The sequence below is a fragment of the Cohnella lupini genome (genome assembly GCF_003386205.1).
Classification (GTDB): domain Bacteria; phylum Bacillota; class Bacilli; order Paenibacillales; family Paenibacillaceae; genus Cohnella; species Cohnella lupini.
The window spans coordinates 146,623-163,563 of record NZ_QRDY01000011.1 but is presented as its reverse complement, the minus strand read 5'-3'; the positions used below and the strand labels follow the sequence as shown (position 1 = coordinate 163,563).

16 protein-coding genes are annotated in these 16,941 nt (G+C 51.0%); 15 read left to right on the top strand and 1 reads right to left on the bottom strand.

The window, feature by feature from the left end; genetic code table 11:
* The 7 genes from DFP95_RS18560 to DFP95_RS18530 all read left to right on the top strand — a co-directional run bounded on the left by DFP95_RS18560 (position 1) and on the right by DFP95_RS18530 (position 8,001).
* Positions 1-1,176 carry a glycine C-acetyltransferase gene (locus DFP95_RS18560; protein WP_115994148.1) on the top strand — a complete coding sequence of 392 codons (1,176 nt, stop codon included), beginning with the start codon at positions 1-3 and terminating at the stop codon, positions 1,174-1,176.
* Positions 1,177-1,379: 203 nt separating this feature from the next.
* Positions 1,380-2,003: a YhbD family protein gene (locus tag DFP95_RS18555; protein WP_115994147.1), complete on the top strand. Its 624-nt coding sequence runs from the start codon at positions 1,380-1,382 to the stop codon at positions 2,001-2,003.
* 12 nt (positions 2,004-2,015) lie between these two features.
* Positions 2,016-2,702, top strand: a complete 687-nt coding sequence (locus DFP95_RS18550; RefSeq protein WP_115994146.1) for a hypothetical protein — start codon at positions 2,016-2,018, stop codon at positions 2,700-2,702.
* A complete protein-coding gene (locus DFP95_RS18545) occupies positions 2,695-3,366 on the top strand; it encodes a bactofilin (RefSeq protein ID WP_115994145.1) in 672 nt (223 codons plus the stop codon). The genes DFP95_RS18550 and DFP95_RS18545 overlap by 8 nt, the downstream gene beginning before the upstream one ends.
* 29 nt (positions 3,367-3,395) lie before the next feature.
* Positions 3,396-4,952, top strand: coding sequence for an MDR family MFS transporter (locus DFP95_RS18540; RefSeq protein ID WP_115994144.1), 1,557 nt, complete (start codon positions 3,396-3,398; stop codon positions 4,950-4,952).
* A gap of 159 nt (positions 4,953-5,111) precedes the next feature.
* Positions 5,112-6,698 carry a peptide chain release factor 3 gene (locus DFP95_RS18535; protein ID WP_115994143.1) on the top strand — a complete coding sequence of 529 codons (1,587 nt, stop codon included), beginning with the start codon at positions 5,112-5,114 and terminating at the stop codon, positions 6,696-6,698.
* Between the two features lie 151 nt (positions 6,699-6,849).
* On the top strand, positions 6,850-8,001 hold the full coding sequence (locus DFP95_RS18530) for an alpha-D-ribose 1-methylphosphonate 5-triphosphate diphosphatase (protein WP_115994142.1): 1,152 nt from the start codon (positions 6,850-6,852) through the stop codon (positions 7,999-8,001).
* Positions 8,002-8,006: 5 nt separating this feature from the next.
* On the opposite strand, the gene sspI is transcribed toward DFP95_RS18530, so the two are convergent.
* On the bottom strand, positions 8,007-8,213 hold the full coding sequence (gene sspI, locus DFP95_RS18525) for a small acid-soluble spore protein SspI (protein WP_115994141.1): 207 nt from the start codon (positions 8,211-8,213) through the stop codon (positions 8,007-8,009).
* A gap of 122 nt (positions 8,214-8,335) precedes the next feature.
* On the opposite strand from sspI, the gene DFP95_RS18520 reads away from it, so the two are divergent.
* The 8 genes from DFP95_RS18520 (at position 8,336) to DFP95_RS18485 (ending at position 16,637) form a co-directional block, all read left to right on the top strand.
* Positions 8,336-9,016, top strand: coding sequence for a potassium channel family protein (locus DFP95_RS18520; protein ID WP_115994140.1), 681 nt, complete (start codon positions 8,336-8,338; stop codon positions 9,014-9,016).
* Positions 9,003-9,821 carry a TrmH family RNA methyltransferase gene (locus tag DFP95_RS18515; protein WP_115994139.1) on the top strand — a complete coding sequence of 273 codons (819 nt, stop codon included), beginning with the start codon at positions 9,003-9,005 and terminating at the stop codon, positions 9,819-9,821. The genes DFP95_RS18520 and DFP95_RS18515 overlap by 14 nt, the downstream gene beginning before the upstream one ends.
* 234 nt (positions 9,822-10,055) lie before the next feature.
* On the top strand, positions 10,056-10,892 hold the full coding sequence (locus DFP95_RS18510) for a class I fructose-bisphosphate aldolase (RefSeq protein ID WP_115994138.1): 837 nt from the start codon (positions 10,056-10,058) through the stop codon (positions 10,890-10,892).
* A 5-nt stretch (positions 10,893-10,897) separates the two neighbouring features.
* Positions 10,898-12,052, top strand: a complete 1,155-nt coding sequence (locus DFP95_RS18505; RefSeq protein ID WP_115994137.1) for a Gfo/Idh/MocA family protein — start codon at positions 10,898-10,900, stop codon at positions 12,050-12,052.
* A gap of 196 nt (positions 12,053-12,248) precedes the next feature.
* Positions 12,249-13,004, top strand: coding sequence for a DeoR/GlpR family DNA-binding transcription regulator (locus DFP95_RS18500; RefSeq protein ID WP_115994136.1), 756 nt, complete (start codon positions 12,249-12,251; stop codon positions 13,002-13,004).
* 166 nt (positions 13,005-13,170) lie between these two features.
* Positions 13,171-14,508, top strand: coding sequence for a spore germination protein (locus DFP95_RS18495; protein ID WP_115994135.1), 1,338 nt, complete (start codon positions 13,171-13,173; stop codon positions 14,506-14,508).
* Positions 14,501-15,577, top strand: a complete 1,077-nt coding sequence (locus DFP95_RS18490) for a GerAB/ArcD/ProY family transporter (protein ID WP_245987725.1) — start codon at positions 14,501-14,503, stop codon at positions 15,575-15,577. Before DFP95_RS18495 ends, DFP95_RS18490 begins: the two co-directional genes overlap by 8 nt.
* Positions 15,570-16,637, top strand: a complete 1,068-nt coding sequence (locus DFP95_RS18485) for a Ger(x)C family spore germination protein (RefSeq protein ID WP_115994134.1) — start codon at positions 15,570-15,572, stop codon at positions 16,635-16,637. The genes DFP95_RS18490 and DFP95_RS18485 overlap by 8 nt, the downstream gene beginning before the upstream one ends.
* The last annotated feature ends 304 nt before the right edge of the window (positions 16,638-16,941 follow it).

Genomic DNA, 16,941 nt, shown 5'->3' with positions numbered 1-16,941 from the left:
ATGGCAAACTTCGAATATTTGGCTGAGGAATTGAATCAGTTGAAGCAGGACGGTAGGTATCGGGAGCTTAGCGTATGGGGCAGCGGTTGCGGGACATGGATGGAGCTCGGAGGCCGCAAAGTGCTCCAGTTATCGTCCAATAACTATTTAGGTCTGACAAGTCACCCCGATATGAAGCGGGCCGCGATCGACGCCATCGATAAATACGGAGTCGGAAGCGGATCCGTGCGGACGATTACCGGCACGTTGAACGTTCACGACCGACTGGAGCGGGAGCTTGCCGCTTTCAAAGGGACGGAAGCGGCGCTCGTGTTCCAGTCGGGCTATGCGGCGAATCTAGGCGTGCTTTCTTCGATTCTGACGTCGGACGATGTGGTCATAAGCGATGAGCTTAACCATGCGAGCATTATCGATGGTATTCGATTATCGAAAACGAACCGAAAAATATACGCGCATAAGGATTTGGATCAGCTTGAACAGCGGCTGAAAGAAAGCGCGAACTACCGGACCCGGGTCATCGTCACGGACGGGGTGTTCAGCATGGATGGCGACATTGCGCCTTTGCCTCAAATCGTGGAGCTTTGCGAGAAATACGACGCCATCGTATACGTAGACGACGCGCATGCCAGCGGCGTTCTTGGCAAGAACGGCAAAGGTTCTACCGATCATTTTGGCTTGAACGGCCGCGTTCATATTCAAATCGGCACTCTGTCGAAGGCGGTCGGGGCGGTCGGCGGATACGTGGCTTGCGAGCAGGTACTCAAGCAATTTCTCGTTCATAAAGCACGTTCGTTTTTATTTAGCACGGCATTGCCGCCAGCGGTTGCAGCCACGTGTATCTCCGCTATTCACGTGTTGCAAGCCAGTTCGGACCGGATCGAACGTTTATGGAATAACACGGCTTTTTTTCGCGGCGAATTGAAAAAAATGGGCTTCGACACAGGGGTTAGCGAGACGCCTATCATTCCGATCATCGTCGGGCAACCCGCTAAAACGATGCAGTTCTCCGATGCCTTGCTGGCAGAGGGTATTTTCGCGCAGGGCATCGTCTACCCGACGGTTGCCAACGATAAAGGGCGCGTACGTCTTATCATTACCGCGGCTCATACGGATGAGGATTTGAAATTCGCGTTGGACCGTTTGGAAAAGGTAGGAAAAGCATTCGGACTGATTTAGGAAAGACGCCGGATTGAGATCCCTCATTACGATATTTCGATTCAAGCATGGAATGAAGAGGTTGCTCCGACGGGGGCAGCCTCTTTGACGTTAGCGTGAGTGAGTACAACTAACAGGCAGAAGAGAGAGTGAAGCATACAAATTCGTTATTTAATATTTACAACGTAACAGTGTTATGTTACATTATCCATGGAGGGATGATCATGGAACAGGAATTGATTTCCAAGAAGGAACTGCTGGACGAGAAAGGCATTTCGTACGGCCAACTGTACCGATGGAAGCGAAAGCAGTTGATTCCGGAGGAATGGTTCATCAGAAAGTCCACGTTTACGGGGCAAGAGACGTTTTTTCCGAAAGATTTAATATTAACGCGTATCGATAAAATCATGAACATGAAGGATGATTTGTCGCTTGACGAGCTTGCCGATAAGCTTTCTCCGTTATTGCCGGCTTTTGAATTAAGAAAAGCGGATTTGTTTAAACGAAACATTGTTTCGCATGTCGTGCTAGAGCGCTTCGCATCGGAGGATAAGGAATCGGTCGTCTATACGTACGAAAAGCTGCTCTACTTTTATATCGTCGATAAACTGCTGCAAGCCGGAGAGATGAGCCTGGAGGAAGGCGACAAACTGCTGCAGACGATGAAGGACCATTATCCGAAATTCGAAGGCAAGCCTTGCGAGCTGCTGTTTATGCGTAAGATGGGCGTATCGTCTTTCGCGTTATTATCGGTCCCGGCAGAGATTTATTTCGAAACCGGAGTGAAGCTGATCGCCCGGCTGTCCATGGCGGAGAGCATCGAACACTTAAAAGGAAAATTGGAGTAGGGGGAGTATGCAATGGAAAGCACGGTGAAGCCTAACTTGTTGATTAGCGGCGTTAGCGACGCGGGCGGCGGAGATTACGAGAAAGTAAAAATCGACGGCGTCGGCACGATTAAAGGTTCTATCGCAGCCGTTAACTTCGATACGAACGGGATGACGAAGGTGCTCGGCGATCTGCGGGCGAACATAATGGATTGCGACGGAATGATCAAGGTCGACGGTCATTTAACGGCGGGGAAATCGGTCGTGGACGGCACGTTGAAAGTAAAGGGATCGTTAAAAGCGGAAAGTCTGGCCGTTAACGGCTTTCTGCGGATCGATGGGGATTGCGAGAGCGAAGTATTGGACTTGGAGGGATCCTTCGAAGTGCAAGGATTACTAAACGCGGGAAGGCTGAATGCCGTTCTTCAATGGAAAGGAGAAGCACGGGAGATAGGCGTGGAATTCATTAAAGTTCGCCGAACGTCGAAAGCTTCGTGGAACAAACTGTGGAGATGGATTATGCCGAAGGCGGTTCCGGGGCTTAAGGCAAGCGTTATAGAGGGCGACGATATCGATCTGGAATATACGGAGGCGGATATCGTTAGGGGAAACCGCATACGCATAGGCAAAGGTTGCAAGATCGGGTTGGTGGAATATCGCACGGAGCTAAATGCCGTTTCGGGCGCTAAAATAGGCAAAGAGGTGAAGACCGGTGACTAACGAAACAAGACGCGATTTGAGGATGGTAGGCACGACGACGTCCGCCGGCGGCGTATTCCGGAACATTAAGTTAACCGGTGAAAGCCGATTATCGGGAGACGTCGATTGTTACAAGCTGTCCAACACGGGCGATTTGACCATTAACGGCAGCTTGCGATCGGAAGAACTGGGGTTGACTGGAGAATGCGAGATACAAGGAAGCCTGCAAACGTCGAAGGCTCGGGGCAGAGGGGAAATAAAGGTATCTAACGGATTGCGCGGGGAGAACATTAAATTTACGGGAAGCATCGATGTCGGCGGGGATTGCGAAGCGGGCTCGCTCGAGGTCGACGGGGCGATAAACGTAGCGGGATTACTGAGCGCCGATCGGTTGGACCTTAAGATGTACGGACCGTGCAAGGCTACGGAAATCGGCGGTTCGATTCTCCGAGTGAAGCGAAGCAAAGCTACGAGGATCATTAACTTGCTGAAATCCAGCGATCATGCCGTGTTATACGCGGAACAGATCGAGGGTGACAAGGTGGAGCTGGAGCATACGGAAGCGGGAGTCGTTCGCGGGAATCACGTGAAGATCGGACCCGGATGCGAAATCGGACGCGTCGAATACCGCGATAAGTTGGAGGTTCATAAGGGTTCGACCGTCAAGGAGAAAGTCCAACGGTAAACAAATAAAAGACTAGGGAGCGGGAATACATGTCGGCAAAATCGAAACAAGCGGGCGGCGGAAACCTAGGGATCGTGATCGCGGGTCTGCTGCTCGGAATTCTGATGGCCGCGATGGACAATACGATCGTCGCTACCGCGATGGGAAACATCGTTGGCGAGCTTGGAGGATTGGATCAATTCGTATGGGTAACCTCGGCGTACATGGTTGCGGAAATGGCCGGGATGCCGATCTTCGGAAAGCTGTCGGATATGTACGGACGCAAGAAATTTTTCGTGTTCGGTATTATTGTCTTCATGATCGGCTCAGCTTTATGCGGGACGGCGAACTCAATCACAGAGCTGGCGCTATATAGGGCTATTCAAGGCATTGGGGGCGGAGCGCTCGTGCCGATCGCTTTCACGATCATGTTCGACGCGGTTCCGTTGAAGGACCGCGGTAAGCTGGGTGGGTTGTTCGGCGCGGTGTTCGGATTGTCGAGTATTTTCGGCCCGTTGTTAGGCGCGTATATTACCGACCATATCGCATGGCAATGGATTTTCTACATCAATCTGCCGTTAGGCCTGCTAGCATTCGCAATGATCGCCTTCTTCTACAAGGAGTCGCACGAGCATTCGAAACAGCCGATCGACTGGGTAGGGGCTTTCACGCTCGTGGGTGCGGTCGTGTGCTTGATGTTCGCCCTGGAGCTCGGGGGCAAGAAATACGCATGGGATTCTTCGATGATCATCGGCTTGTTCGTCGGATTCGCGATATTAACGATTACGTTCCTCGTTACGGAAACGAAGGTCAAGGAGCCGATCATCTCGTATAACCTGTTCAAAAACAGATTGTACGCTACGAGCATTCTGATCGCGTTATTCAGCGGAGCGGCCTTCATCGTGGCGTCCGTGTACATTCCGATCTTCATTCAAGGCGTGCTAGGAGGGACGGCAACCAACTCGGGTCTCGTGCTGCTGCCGATGATGGTGGGGTCCGTCGTTACCGCATCCGCCGGCGGTTTCTTGATGACGAAGCTTCCGTATCGGAATCTCATGATACCCACCCTTGCGATTCTGGTTGCTGGCACGGCTCTAGTGGCGACGCTGAACTCGGAGTCGACGAGGTTGATCGTCACCTTGTATATGGTACTTATCGGATTAGGAATCGGGGCTTCGTTCTCGGTGTTAAGCAATGCCGCGATTCACGGCTTGACCTCAAGACAGCGGGGGACGGCGAGCTCGACTTTGAATTTCGTGCGTTCGCTAGGCATGACGATCGGCATCACTACGTTCGGAATTATCCAAAGCCACGTCTTCATGGGCAAGCTGTCGGACTTCTTCGCTTCCGGTGGAGGCGAAGGAAGCGGCCAAATGCCGGAAGGTCTGGACATGAAGGATCCGCATTCCTTGTTATCGCCCGAGCTGCGCGCGAACATTCCGCATGAAATCTTGGATCCGATCACGAGAATGCTGTCGTCGTCCATTGTATATACGTTCGCATGGGCGATCATTCCTGCGATATTAGCATTGCTGGCCGCATTTTTCATGGGCCGTAAGAAGCTTGACGCAACGGCGGAAGTCGAGGAATACGCGGGAGGGCATTAAGATCGAAACCGCGGCGGCATTCGGCGCATAGAATAGACTAAAGGGGGTTTCGACGCCCTTAAACCCGAAGCTCCGCCTTCCACAGGAATGCGCGGAGCTTTTTTCCGTAATTGTGGTATAATGAAGGCTGTTATTTTATCGTGAAGGGAATATCGATGAATGAGCCAAAAGACGTCCGATGAATTACGGCAAGAGGTTAAGAAACGCCGTACTTTCGCTATAATCTCTCACCCCGATGCGGGGAAAACGACACTGACTGAGAAGCTGCTCCTATACGGGGGAGCCATTCATATCGCGGGATCGGTTAAAGCGCGCAAAGCCGCCCGTCATGCCACGAGCGACTGGATGGAAATCGAGAAGCAACGGGGAATCTCGGTTACTTCTTCCGTCATGCAATTTCAATACGAGGGTAAGCAGGTTAATATTCTGGATACCCCTGGTCACCAAGACTTCAGCGAAGACACGTACAGAACGCTGACCGCCGCTGATAGCGCGGTCATGCTCATAGACGTCGCTAAAGGCGTCGAAGCGCAGACGATCAAGCTGTTCCAAGTATGCAGCAAGAGGGGCATTCCGATCTTCACGTTCATCAACAAGCTGGACCGCGAAGGGCAGAATCCGTTCGAGCTGTTGGAAGAAATCGAGCGCGTGCTCGGTATCCGTTCGGTACCGATGAACTGGCCGATCGGCATGGGCCGCGAATTGTGCGGCGTGTACGACCGGATGAAAAACCAAGTGGAGCTGTTTCAAGGCAAAGACCACTCCAGCATCGAGGTTCGCAAAACGGAGAATTACAACGATCCGATCATTCGCGAGATGGCGGGAGATTATCTAGCCGACCAATTGGCCCAAGATCTGGAGCTGCTGGACGTGGCGGGCGATTCTTTCGATTACGAGAAAGTACGCACAGGACAGCTGACGCCCGTATTCTTCGGAAGCGCGGTAAACAACTTCGGCGTGCAAACGTTCCTGGAAAATTTCCTCGAGTTAGCTCCGCAGCCAACCGAGCGCAAAATCACGGACGGCACGGTAAGCCCGGAGGAAGAGAAGTTTTCCGGATACGTGTTCAAGATACAAGCGAACATGAACCCGGCTCACCGCGACCGCATCGCTTTCCTGCGGATTTGCTCCGGCAAATTCCAACGCGGAATGAGCGTGCGCCACGTCCGCGCGGGAAAGGAAATCAAGCTATCCCAGCCGCAGCAATTTTTGGCGCAAGATCGGGATATCGTGGAGACGGCGTATCCCGGCGATATCATCGGTTTGTTCGATCCGGGGATTTTCCGGATCGGGGATAGCCTGAGCGAAGGTCGAGATATCGTGTTCGACGAGCTGCCGACCTTCTCGCCCGAGATTTTCGCCAAAGTGTCGATCAAGAACGCCCTTAAGCAGAAGCAGTACCTGAAGGGGCTCGATCAGCTTACGGAAGAAGGAATGGTGCAGGTGTTCCGTTCGGTCGGAGCGTTCGAGGATACTTACCTCGGCGTTGTCGGACAGTTGCAATTCGAGGTGTTCGAATACCGAATGAAGAACGAATACGGGGTCGATATTCAACTGTTCAGAACCCAATTCCAATTCGCCCGCTGGATCGTCGGGGACAAGATCGATCCCACTAAGTTCAGAATCAACTCGATTCTCGTTAAGGACAAGAATAACGTCGACGTCGCTTTATTCGAGAACGAATACGCCATGAGAACCGCGATGGAACGGATGCCGGACTTGAAGTTCCTCGAAGTCGCTCCTTAATCCAGCTTAGAGAAAAAGCGTAAGAGCCCGTTGCCGGAAAATCGGCGACGGGTTTTTTCAAGGTTTAGGTCAGTTGTCGCGACATTGGCGATGGGCTGAGTATGCTGTAAAATGGAATAAAACCTTAACAAGAAGACAAGGACGGATTCTCATGAGCAACCGTATTAAGATACAAGGCGGATTCATCGTAAGACCGGACGGAGTTAGTCAAGGAGACTTGACGATCGAGAACGGATTCATCGTTTCAAATGAAGCAAACGTTAGGGACGAACAGATTCTAAACGCGGACGGAGCTTGGGTTCTCCCCGGCTTGATCGATATTCACTGCGATGCGATCGAGAAGGAAGTCGAGCCGCGTCCCAATACTCTTTTTCCGCTGGAGATGGCGTTTCTTCAATTCGAACGCAAGCTTGCCGGGCATGGAATAACGACGATGCTGCATTCCTTGTCGCTCGGTGTGGGGTTGAGCTTGCGCGGAGAGCACTTGGTGTCGGAATTAATCCGGATGATTGCTGCTTTGAGACAAGAGCGGGCAATGATTCGTCATGGCATTCATCTCCGCTATGAAGTATCGCATCTGACCGGTTTCGAAATAGCTCGACAGTTGATATCGGATGGTTTGATCGACTACATTTCCTTGATGGACCACGCGCCCGGACAAGGGCAATATCATCGAGAGGGCGCTTTCCAACGGTATGTCATGAAAAATCAAGGGGTCGGTCCGGACGAAGTATCCGCGATCGTGAAGGAGTTGGAGGAGAGGCGAAGCCAGATCGATTGGGTTAAGCTGAAAGCATTGACCGCTGAAGCCCGCAGCCACGGTATCGCCGTCGCATCCCACGACGACGATAGCTCTGCGGCAGTTGAACGCTCCATCGGTTTCGGCGCGACCGTATCCGAATTTCCGCTTAGCTTGGAAACGGCGACCTATGCTCACGGCCAAGGAATGGGAGTTTGCGTGGGAGCACCCAATATCGTTCGCGGCGGCTCGCATGACGGAAATCTGAAAGCGGTCGATGCGATCCGAGACGGAGTAGCGGATATTCTATGCTCCGATTATCATCCGGCTTCCTTGCTTCACTCTTTATTTCGACTGGAAGCGGAAGGGATTCCGTTAGAGAAAGCCGTGGCCATGGCGTCGATCAATCCGGCAAAGATTATGGGACGCGACGGTTCGATCGGTTCAATCGAGCTTGGCAAAAAAGCCGACGTCATCGTCGTGCGTAAAGTGCGGGATATTCCGCTTGTCCAATATGCGCTAGTAGATGGAAAGGTCGTTCACGCGACTCGGGACTTCATGTAATCGGCTTAGGGATTCAAGTGTTTATAAAGAGTAGCCACCTGTTTTTTCCTCGCTGCTTCCGTGCTGTCTTTCCAGATCATTTCGAATAATACGCCTAAGCCCGGCAACGCCATCTCTTCGCCGCCGATCGAGCCTTGAACGATTTCCGTAAGTTCATCGACGTTTTTGCCTTGCACTCGCTGGGTTATCGCCTGTCTCAAGTCTAAGTCCACGAATATGCCTCCTTAAAGGGGATCTTCCCGTGTAGATTTCCCCGACGGGACGGCGGTTATGCCGAACTCCGGATATGATATAATGAGCCCATTGGGTTACCGTACGCGAGGAGGAAGTACATATGGCTAAGAAAACGAATGCCAGAAAGCAATTCGCGATCATCGGATTGGGGCGGTTCGGTTCGAGCGTAGCCACGTATTTAGCGCAATTAGGCTACGAGGTGTTGGCGGTCGACGATAACGCCCAGCGCGTGCAGGATGTTGCCCACGCCGTGACGCATGCGGTGACGGCGGATTCTACGGACGAGGAAGCGATGCAGGCGTTGGGCATTCGTAACTTCGACGTGGTTGTCGTCGCCATTGGACAGGATATTCAATCCAGCATTTTGACGACTTTGATCCTTAAAGATCTTGGAGTGCCCTATATTATCGTGAAAGCCCAGAATGAGCTGCATGGCAAAGTGTTAAACAAGATCGGTGCGGACAAGGTGGTTTTCCCCGAGCGGGATATGGGATTGCGGGTCGCGCATCACCTCATCTCTCCGAATATTCTGGAGCACATCGAGTTATCCGCGGATTACAGCATCGTCGAAATGAAGATTCCTGCTTCGATGATCGGCAAAAATTTGAAGCAGTTGGATATTCGCTTGAAATACAACTGTAACGTTCTTGCGGTAAAGAGGGACGGCGAAATGAATATCACTCCGAGAGCGGACGAACCATTGATGAAAGAAGACGTTCTGGTCATAGTGGGCAAGAACGATCAATTGACGAAGTTGGAGCAAGCCTATGCGGAACTTTGAGGGATACATAAGCTCGGCGGCGAATCCGCGAGCGAAAGAGTGGGCCAAGCTGCTGGAACGCAAATACAGAGAGCGCGAAGGCAAGTTTCTGCTTGAGGGGATCCACCTCGTCAAGGAAGCGCTGGATGCGGAATGGCCTCTTGAAATCGTTGCGTTCGATGAGGGCTCCGGCGTTCTGGACGCGTTCGAAGAATATTTGGACGGAGAACAACGGGACGGACCGGCTTGGATTCCGGTTTCGCCGGAGATCATCGCGAAATGCAGCGAAACCGGAACGCCGCAGCCGATCTTCGCGGTTGCGCTGAAGCGTCCTCCGATGAAGGAGTCGCTATTCTCGGGAGAGCTTGGCGGTTTAGTCGCGGTGTTGGACGGAGTTCAGGATCCCGGCAACGTGGGTACGATCCTTCGAAGCGCGGCGGCAAGCGGGGCTTCGGCAGTCGTGCTCGGGAAGGGAACGGCGGATCTCTATAACCCGAAGACGATCCGTTCAACGATGGGTGCTTTATTCCATGTACCCGTACTCGAGGCGGACCTGTCGTCGCTGTTGCCCGAAGCCGGAAGCCATGGCATCACCTTGATCGGGACAAGCCTTCAATCTGCCCAATCATGCTATGACTACGACCTTAGCATAGGGAACGCATGGCTGGTATTCGGCAACGAGGGAAGCGGGTTGTCGGAGCAAGTATCCTCATTAGTGGATGCGAATGTCATTATCCCGATGACGGGGCGGTCCGAATCCCTTAACGTCGCGATGGCTGCTACTGTCCTATTGTTCGAGGCCCAGCGTCAGCGGTTGATTAAATAATTCGTATTTGTTCGTGTGAAGACTGGATTTTGAACGGGAGATTACTCACCCGTGCGAATATCCGGTTTTTTTATGTTCATTATAAACATTTTATTCCTCTTGCCTGACGAGTAAATATAATTTTCTAAACTCTATTGATTATTATCAATAATGAAGCTAGAATAATGTTAAAAACGAACAATCATTATGATGTAAACGAAACGAAATTTTTAACTTACAAGGAGCGTGGCACAGGTGTCCGTAACGGCAAGATTCAATCGGCTTTTCAGCGAGCAAGGCAAATGCTTCGACGTCGCTATCGATCATGGTTTTTTTAACGAGTATTCATTCTTATCGGGGATCGAGAATATGAAAGTCGCGGTGGAGACGATCGTCCGCGCCAACCCGGATGCCATACAGCTCAGCATCGGCCAGGCGAGCCATCTTCAGAGCATGCCGGGCAAGAACAAACCGTCGCTCGTGCTTCGCACGGACGTTGCCAATGTTTACGGGACGAAGCTTCCCAACCATTTGTTCAGCGAGCTCATCGTGAATCCCGTCGAGCAAGCGGTACGCTTGGACGCTGCTTGCGTAGTCGTGAATCTGTTGCTGCTGCCCGGTCAACCCGAGCTGCATCGTCAATGCGTCCAGAACATCTCGAAATTGAAAGTGGAATGCGAGCGCTACGGCATGCCGCTCATGGTCGAGCCGCTGGTCATGCTGCCTAACGAGCAGAAGGGCGGATACATGGTGGACGGCGATATTACGAAGATCGTTCCGCTAGTCCGTCAAGGCGTGGAACTAGGAGCCGATATTATTAAAGCGGATCCATGCGATCACGTCGAGGAATATCACAAGGTCGTTGAAGCGGCGTCCGGTAAGCCGGTGTTGCCTCGCGGGGGCGGCCGAGCTTCCGACGAGGAGATATTGATAAGAACCTACGCGCTAATGCAACAGGGAGCTTCCGGTATCGTATACGGACGTAACGTCATCCAGCATGACAACCCGGAAGCGATGACGCGCGCATTCATGGCCGTCGTCCATCGGGGAGCCACTCCCGATCAAGCGTTGGCGTTGCTGAGAGGGGAGTAACCGACATGTCGAAGAAGGAAATACGATTTGGCGTTATCGGCTGCGGATTGATGGGGAAGGAATTCGCTAGCGCGGCGGCGCGCTGGCTTCATCTGACTGACGTCGATTTCATCCCGAGAATTACGCACGTATGCGATGCGCATCTTCCGGCAACCGAGTGGTTCAGACAGAATGTCGCCAGCGTAACCCGCGCAACGGCGGATTACCGCGAGCTTCTTGCCGATCCCGAGGTGGACGCGGTATATTGCGCCGTTCCTCATAACCTTCATCAGCAATTGTATATCGATATTATCAAGTCGGGTAAACATCTGCTTGGAGAAAAACCGTTCGGAATCGATCTGGCTGCGAACGAAGCCATCATGCGGGCGATTGCCGACCATCCGGAAGTCATCGTACGCTGCTCGTCGGAATTTCCGTTCTTTCCCGGCGCGCAACGCATCGCGGAATGGGTCGCCCAAGAGAAGTTCGGCCGCATCATCGAAGTCGAAGCCGGGTTCTGGCACAGCAGCGATCTTGATCCCAACAAAACGATCAATTGGAAACGTCGGATAGCGACGAACGGCGAATACGGGTGCATGGGCGATTTGGGCATGCATGTCGCTCATTTGCCGTTCCGCTTCGGATGGATGCCGGCGAACGTTCGGGCATTGTTAAGTAAAATCGTAGAACGGCGTCCCGACGGCAAAGGCGGTATGGCTGATTGCGAGACGTGGGACAACGCCATATTGGCTTGCGAGGTGAAGACGGATACTCAAGCGTTTCCAATGGTTCTGTCTACGAAACGAATCGCGCCGGGACATGCCAATACTTGGTTCATTCGAATTAGCGGAACGAAGGGCTCGGCGGAGTATTCGACCAAGAATCCCAAACAAGTCGCATTTCTTCCGTACGAACCCGGAGCCGAGCAAGCTTGGCATATGACGGACGTTCCTTACAAATCCGCATACGGCACCATTACCGGAGGCATCTTCGAGTTCGGATTCTCGGATTCGATTCTCCAGATGTGGGCGGCTTTCTGCGATGAAATCGCGCATGGAAGGGATAATCAAGCTTCCTTCCAATGCGCCAGGCCGGAAGAAGCCGCGATGAGTCACAAGCTCTTCACAGCGGCACTGGAATCGGCGGCAAGCGGCATGACCGTATCCATGAATTGGTCGTAAAGCTTGAAGATAGTGGCCGAGAAAGGCTCCCGCAACAGGACAAGCGAAGAGAAACCAGCGCTCCAAGCCGGCATCAAGCCGGATAAGACCGTTGACGTTTCTCTTCTTTTCCTATATACGGCCTTGGAAGGAATCGATTGAATTCAAGCTGTCATTGCAATAGAATAGTGAGTTATAGAGGTTAGGGGGCATAGCGATGTCGTCCGGATTAAACGAGAGGCAGCAACGTATCGTCGATGAACTCAAATATAAGGGCGAAGTGAAAATATCGGATTTGAAAGAGCGATTCGAAGTGACGGATATGACGGTGAGAAGAGACCTGGAGAAGCTTGAGAAAATCGGCGAGCTCAAGAGAACTTTCGGCGGCGCCATATTAACCTCGAAGGACGTTGCTCTTCGGGAACGGTCCGTCGTTAGAATGGCGGAGAAGGAAAGAATCGGTCGCAAGGCGGCCCTGTTAGTTGCACCGGGGGATTCCATCTTCATTGACGGCGGCTCTACGACGTTGCAGGTGGCCCGGAATTTGCCCGAGCATTCCAAGATTACCGTAGTCACGAACGCAATTAACGTCGCGGCCGAGCTGTCGGAGAGGAAAATACCGACCATCGTAATCGGAGGAGTGTTAATTGAAACGACCAATTCGATGGTGGGACAAGTGGCTATAGAGTCCTTATCGCGTATGGCTTTCGACAAAGCGTTCTTGGGAGGAACGGGAGTCGACCCGATCCACGGGCTCAGTAATTCGAATATGCACGAAGCCGAAATCAAGCGACTGGCCATCCGGAAAGCCAAAGAAGCTTACGTCGTAATGGATCACTCCAAGTTCGGAGCCAGCATGCTATTCTCGTTCGCGACTTTAAGCGATATTCATGCGATCATCACCGATCAAGTCCCGGATGAAAGCTTGGACATGGCCTGCCAAGCTGCAGATACTTCCGTTATATTGGCTTAGACGTAAAAAAACATAAACCGATAAACGCTTGAGAACGAAATGGATTTCCTCCCATTTCGTTCTTTTTTTCATGGAGCCTGCAAATTCAAATTCATCGCCGAGTATATTAAACCGTCGCATGGCAAAAATGAAACCAACATAACCTTCAGGCGAGGGGACAAGAATCGTGGTTCCATTCTTGCAGGAGATGAAGACGCGACTAGGCGACAACGACGATTTCATCGTCCAAAGAGTTTTCTTGCTCGATAGTCCGGTCATCCTCATGGGATTTAAATCGATGTTGGATTTCGTTCAAACGAAATCGAATCTATTGGAGTATATAGAGCAATCTTTTCCCGAAGGGAAAACGATCGACGAAGTCATAAAACAATTGAGCAATTCCGGGACTATTGGCATCGAGGAGGCCATTTCGGCGATTACCGCCGGAAATCTGCTGATTTACGACGAGAAGACGAAGCAACGCGCCATCGTGAACCCGGTCTCGAGATTACTTACCCGCAGCATCGAGTCGCCCACAACCGAAAACATTCTCCACGGCGGAATAAGTTCTTTTAACGAGGACATCGATACGAATATCGGCATGATGAGGAAGCAATTTAATTCCTCTCATTTAGAAACCAAATTATATTCCTGCGGCAGCATGCAGAAGAGCAGACTAGCCGTGCTGTATATCAAAGACCAGATAGATATGAAGCTCGTTAAACAGGTCGTCAGCAAAATAGAAAGCAATCTGGACAAGGAGCTCAACCACACTCAGGACGTAAGTAAAATGATGGGTTTCTATTCGAAAGAGCTCATACCCAAATTCAATACGACGGAGTTGCCGCAGGAAGCCGTGAATGCTTTAAGAAAGGGAAGAATCGTTCTATTTCTCGACAGACTCCCCTTTGCATTAGTCCTTCCAAGCCTATTGTGGGATATGTTCATCCATGATAACGATAAGAATTTACCTCCGCCGATCACGGTCGCGTTACGTATGCTCCGATTACTCGGAGTGCTTGTGACCTTAATCATGCCGGGGTTATACGTCGCGCTCGTCTCGGTTAATCCGGAAGTATTGAGGATCGAGCTCGCGTTATCCATTGCCCAGAGTAGGGAAGGCGTGCCTTATCCCGCTTTTATCGAGATCGTCTTGATGCTGATCGTATTGGAGATGACTCTTGAGGCTAGCGTCAGGCTCCCTGCAAGCATTGGTCCTACGGTCACCATGGTCGGCGGAATCATTCTTGGACAAGCGGTAGTGACGGCCCAATTGGTCAGCAATCTGTTAATTATCATCCTTGCGGTCACTACGATTGCGAATTCAACCGTTGTCGGAGTTCAGAACTCGCTTGCCATCCGGTTTTTCAAGTATGTAATCGTCGTGCTTGCTTCTATATTCGGGGTCTTTGGCATTGTTAGCGCAGTTGTATTCGTATGCGCATATTTAGCCGGAGTGAACACGTTCGGGATTTCCTACCTATACATTCCCCGGACGGAGAAGGTTGGGGGAAATCATGAATAAAAGCATGCATGTCATAACGATGTATATTCTCTCGCATCTTGGATTCATGTTTTTCGTGTATCCGGACAATGTCATATCCTCGACAGAAGAAGGTCACTGGGTTCCCATTCTAGTAGGCTGTATCGTCCATCTATTGGTGATTTGGACATACATGAAAGGACTAAGCTACTTTCCTGGGAAAAATATCATAGAGATCTACTCCAAGGCGGGGAGAATAGCTTCCCTTTTGTTTTTGGGTCCGGCGGCTTTGTACATTGTCGGAATGATAATCGTAATGATCAGAGCGTTTTCGGAGATTATGACTATCGTATTCTTATCGAATACACCTCTTTGGGCAATTATGGCCGTTAAGATCGGGATAATGATTTATATTGCTTCCAAGGGCGGCGAAGCGATTTTTCGAATCGGAATATTGATCGCGTTGCTGTTCCTGCCCGTCGTTATGATAATGTTCTTTAGTTCTTTTCAAAACGTGGACTGGCGATACCTTTTTCCGCTGTTAACGAAGGATTTCTCCTTCCTGACTCGGCGTTCTTTCTACGAGAGCTTTTTCGCTTTCGGCGGCGGGTTTCTATTTCTTGGCTTTGCCCAGCCCCATTTCAGCTACTCCTCCAAACGGGTGCTCATTAGCGTGTTATGCGTGATCCCGTTTTTTTTCCTCGCGGCCTATGTTCCTCTTCTCACCTTCGGTCATGCAACGGCAAACACGCTTCATTATCCGTATATCGTGACCATGGATTCCGTTCATGTGAACTGGCTCATGTTCGACCGCCTGACGATGTTCTTCCTGCTCAGCTTGGATGCGTTCTTGATGCTGTTTCTGGGATTAATGCTGTGGATGGCGATATGCATATCGAAACGATATCTTCCACTGTTCAAAAGCTATCATTTAGGCGCGATTTCAATTATCATCTTTTGCGTTTGCTTGATGATTCCCGAATGGGAAGTCGTAGAGAAGCTTTTCTGGTGGATAGCCGTCTTGAGAATTTACGTCTTTCTCACAGTTCCGATATCGATTTTATTGCTCGGGTTACGTTCGAAGGGGAAGGGGATTCGCAAAAGTGCTTAAAAAGGCTGCAAGCCTGATTTTAATTTCCTTATTCGCCGGAATGTTAAGCGGCTGCTGGGACAACAGGGATATCAATCACCGTGCGCTACCCGTTACTATGGGCGTCAGCATGAAGGGAGACAACTACAACGTTCTTCTTCTGATTCCTGAGCCCGTCGAGAATACGACGCGAATACGGCTCGTTAAGGGTGAGGGGAAAACGGTGACGGAAGCCATCGACACCATTAGCCGGGATATGGAATCTTTCGTCGACATGCTCCATATGAAGGTAGTCGTCTTCGATAAAGCTCTGGCGGAAAGAGGATTAATGGATAGCATTTCCGGTTTTATGCGGGCGCGCGATATTTCGCCCAAGGTTATAGTCGTAATCACCGATGATGAAATCAATCAGTTCTTTAAGCGTTCTCAGAAAACGATGGCTCCGGAGGGAACTACCTTGTACGATTGCTTCGAGAAAGACGCAGGATGGAATCCGGAAATCGCTTTGACTAGAGTATGGGAGGTCTATCGAAGCATTCATTCCTATACGAGGGACGTCGCGATTCCCATTATCCAAGCCGGTACTAAAACGATGATCGAACATAATGGATCGGCTATTATCAAGAACGGACGCATGGTCGGGAGAATTAGTTCGGAGGAAACGCTTCTCATGAATGCCTTCAGCGGCGAAAGTTCTTACGGGAAGGTCGAAGTCATGAATCACGCAAGCGTTCTTATCGTTAGCAACACGTTTCGAAATTCGAGCAAGGTCGTGGATCGAACCCCTTACATGAATAGCAAGATTATATTAAAGGTATCTTTATTGGAGACTAGGGAGAATACGAATGCCGATTTAATCAGAGAGGAATTGGAAAAGGTCTTAACGCTTCGATGCGATGCCGTAATAGAAAAAATGAAAGCAAATGAGGCGGACGTTCTGGGGTTGGGACAGTTTTTCAGAAACAAACTTCCAAGAAACGAGCTGCAGCATTGGAGAACTGAATATCTCCCCCGGTTAAAGATGAATTTCGAGGTACGGACGATCATTCAGAACGAAGGCAACTTAAAGATGCCTTCTTGAATGGGCGAAAAAGGCTATCCGGAGGTTTCGCTACCTCTGGATAGCTTTTGTTGTAATCATAATCGCCCCGCTTTAAAGGGAAACGGTCTTGATCTTCATTAACTCCCCGACTTTACGGAACAGGGATGCGTTGTTTCCGATGGACATGGCGCAGTGATGGGTCGGAGCTTCGGCGAACCATCGGTGACGTTCAAGGTCGTAATCGCGCCGGTGCGAACCTTCGCTTCGACGGACACGCCGGTTCCCTGTTTGCCGTGATACAGCCCCAAGCCGCGGAGGATCGGTTTGCCTTCGGAGATAGCGA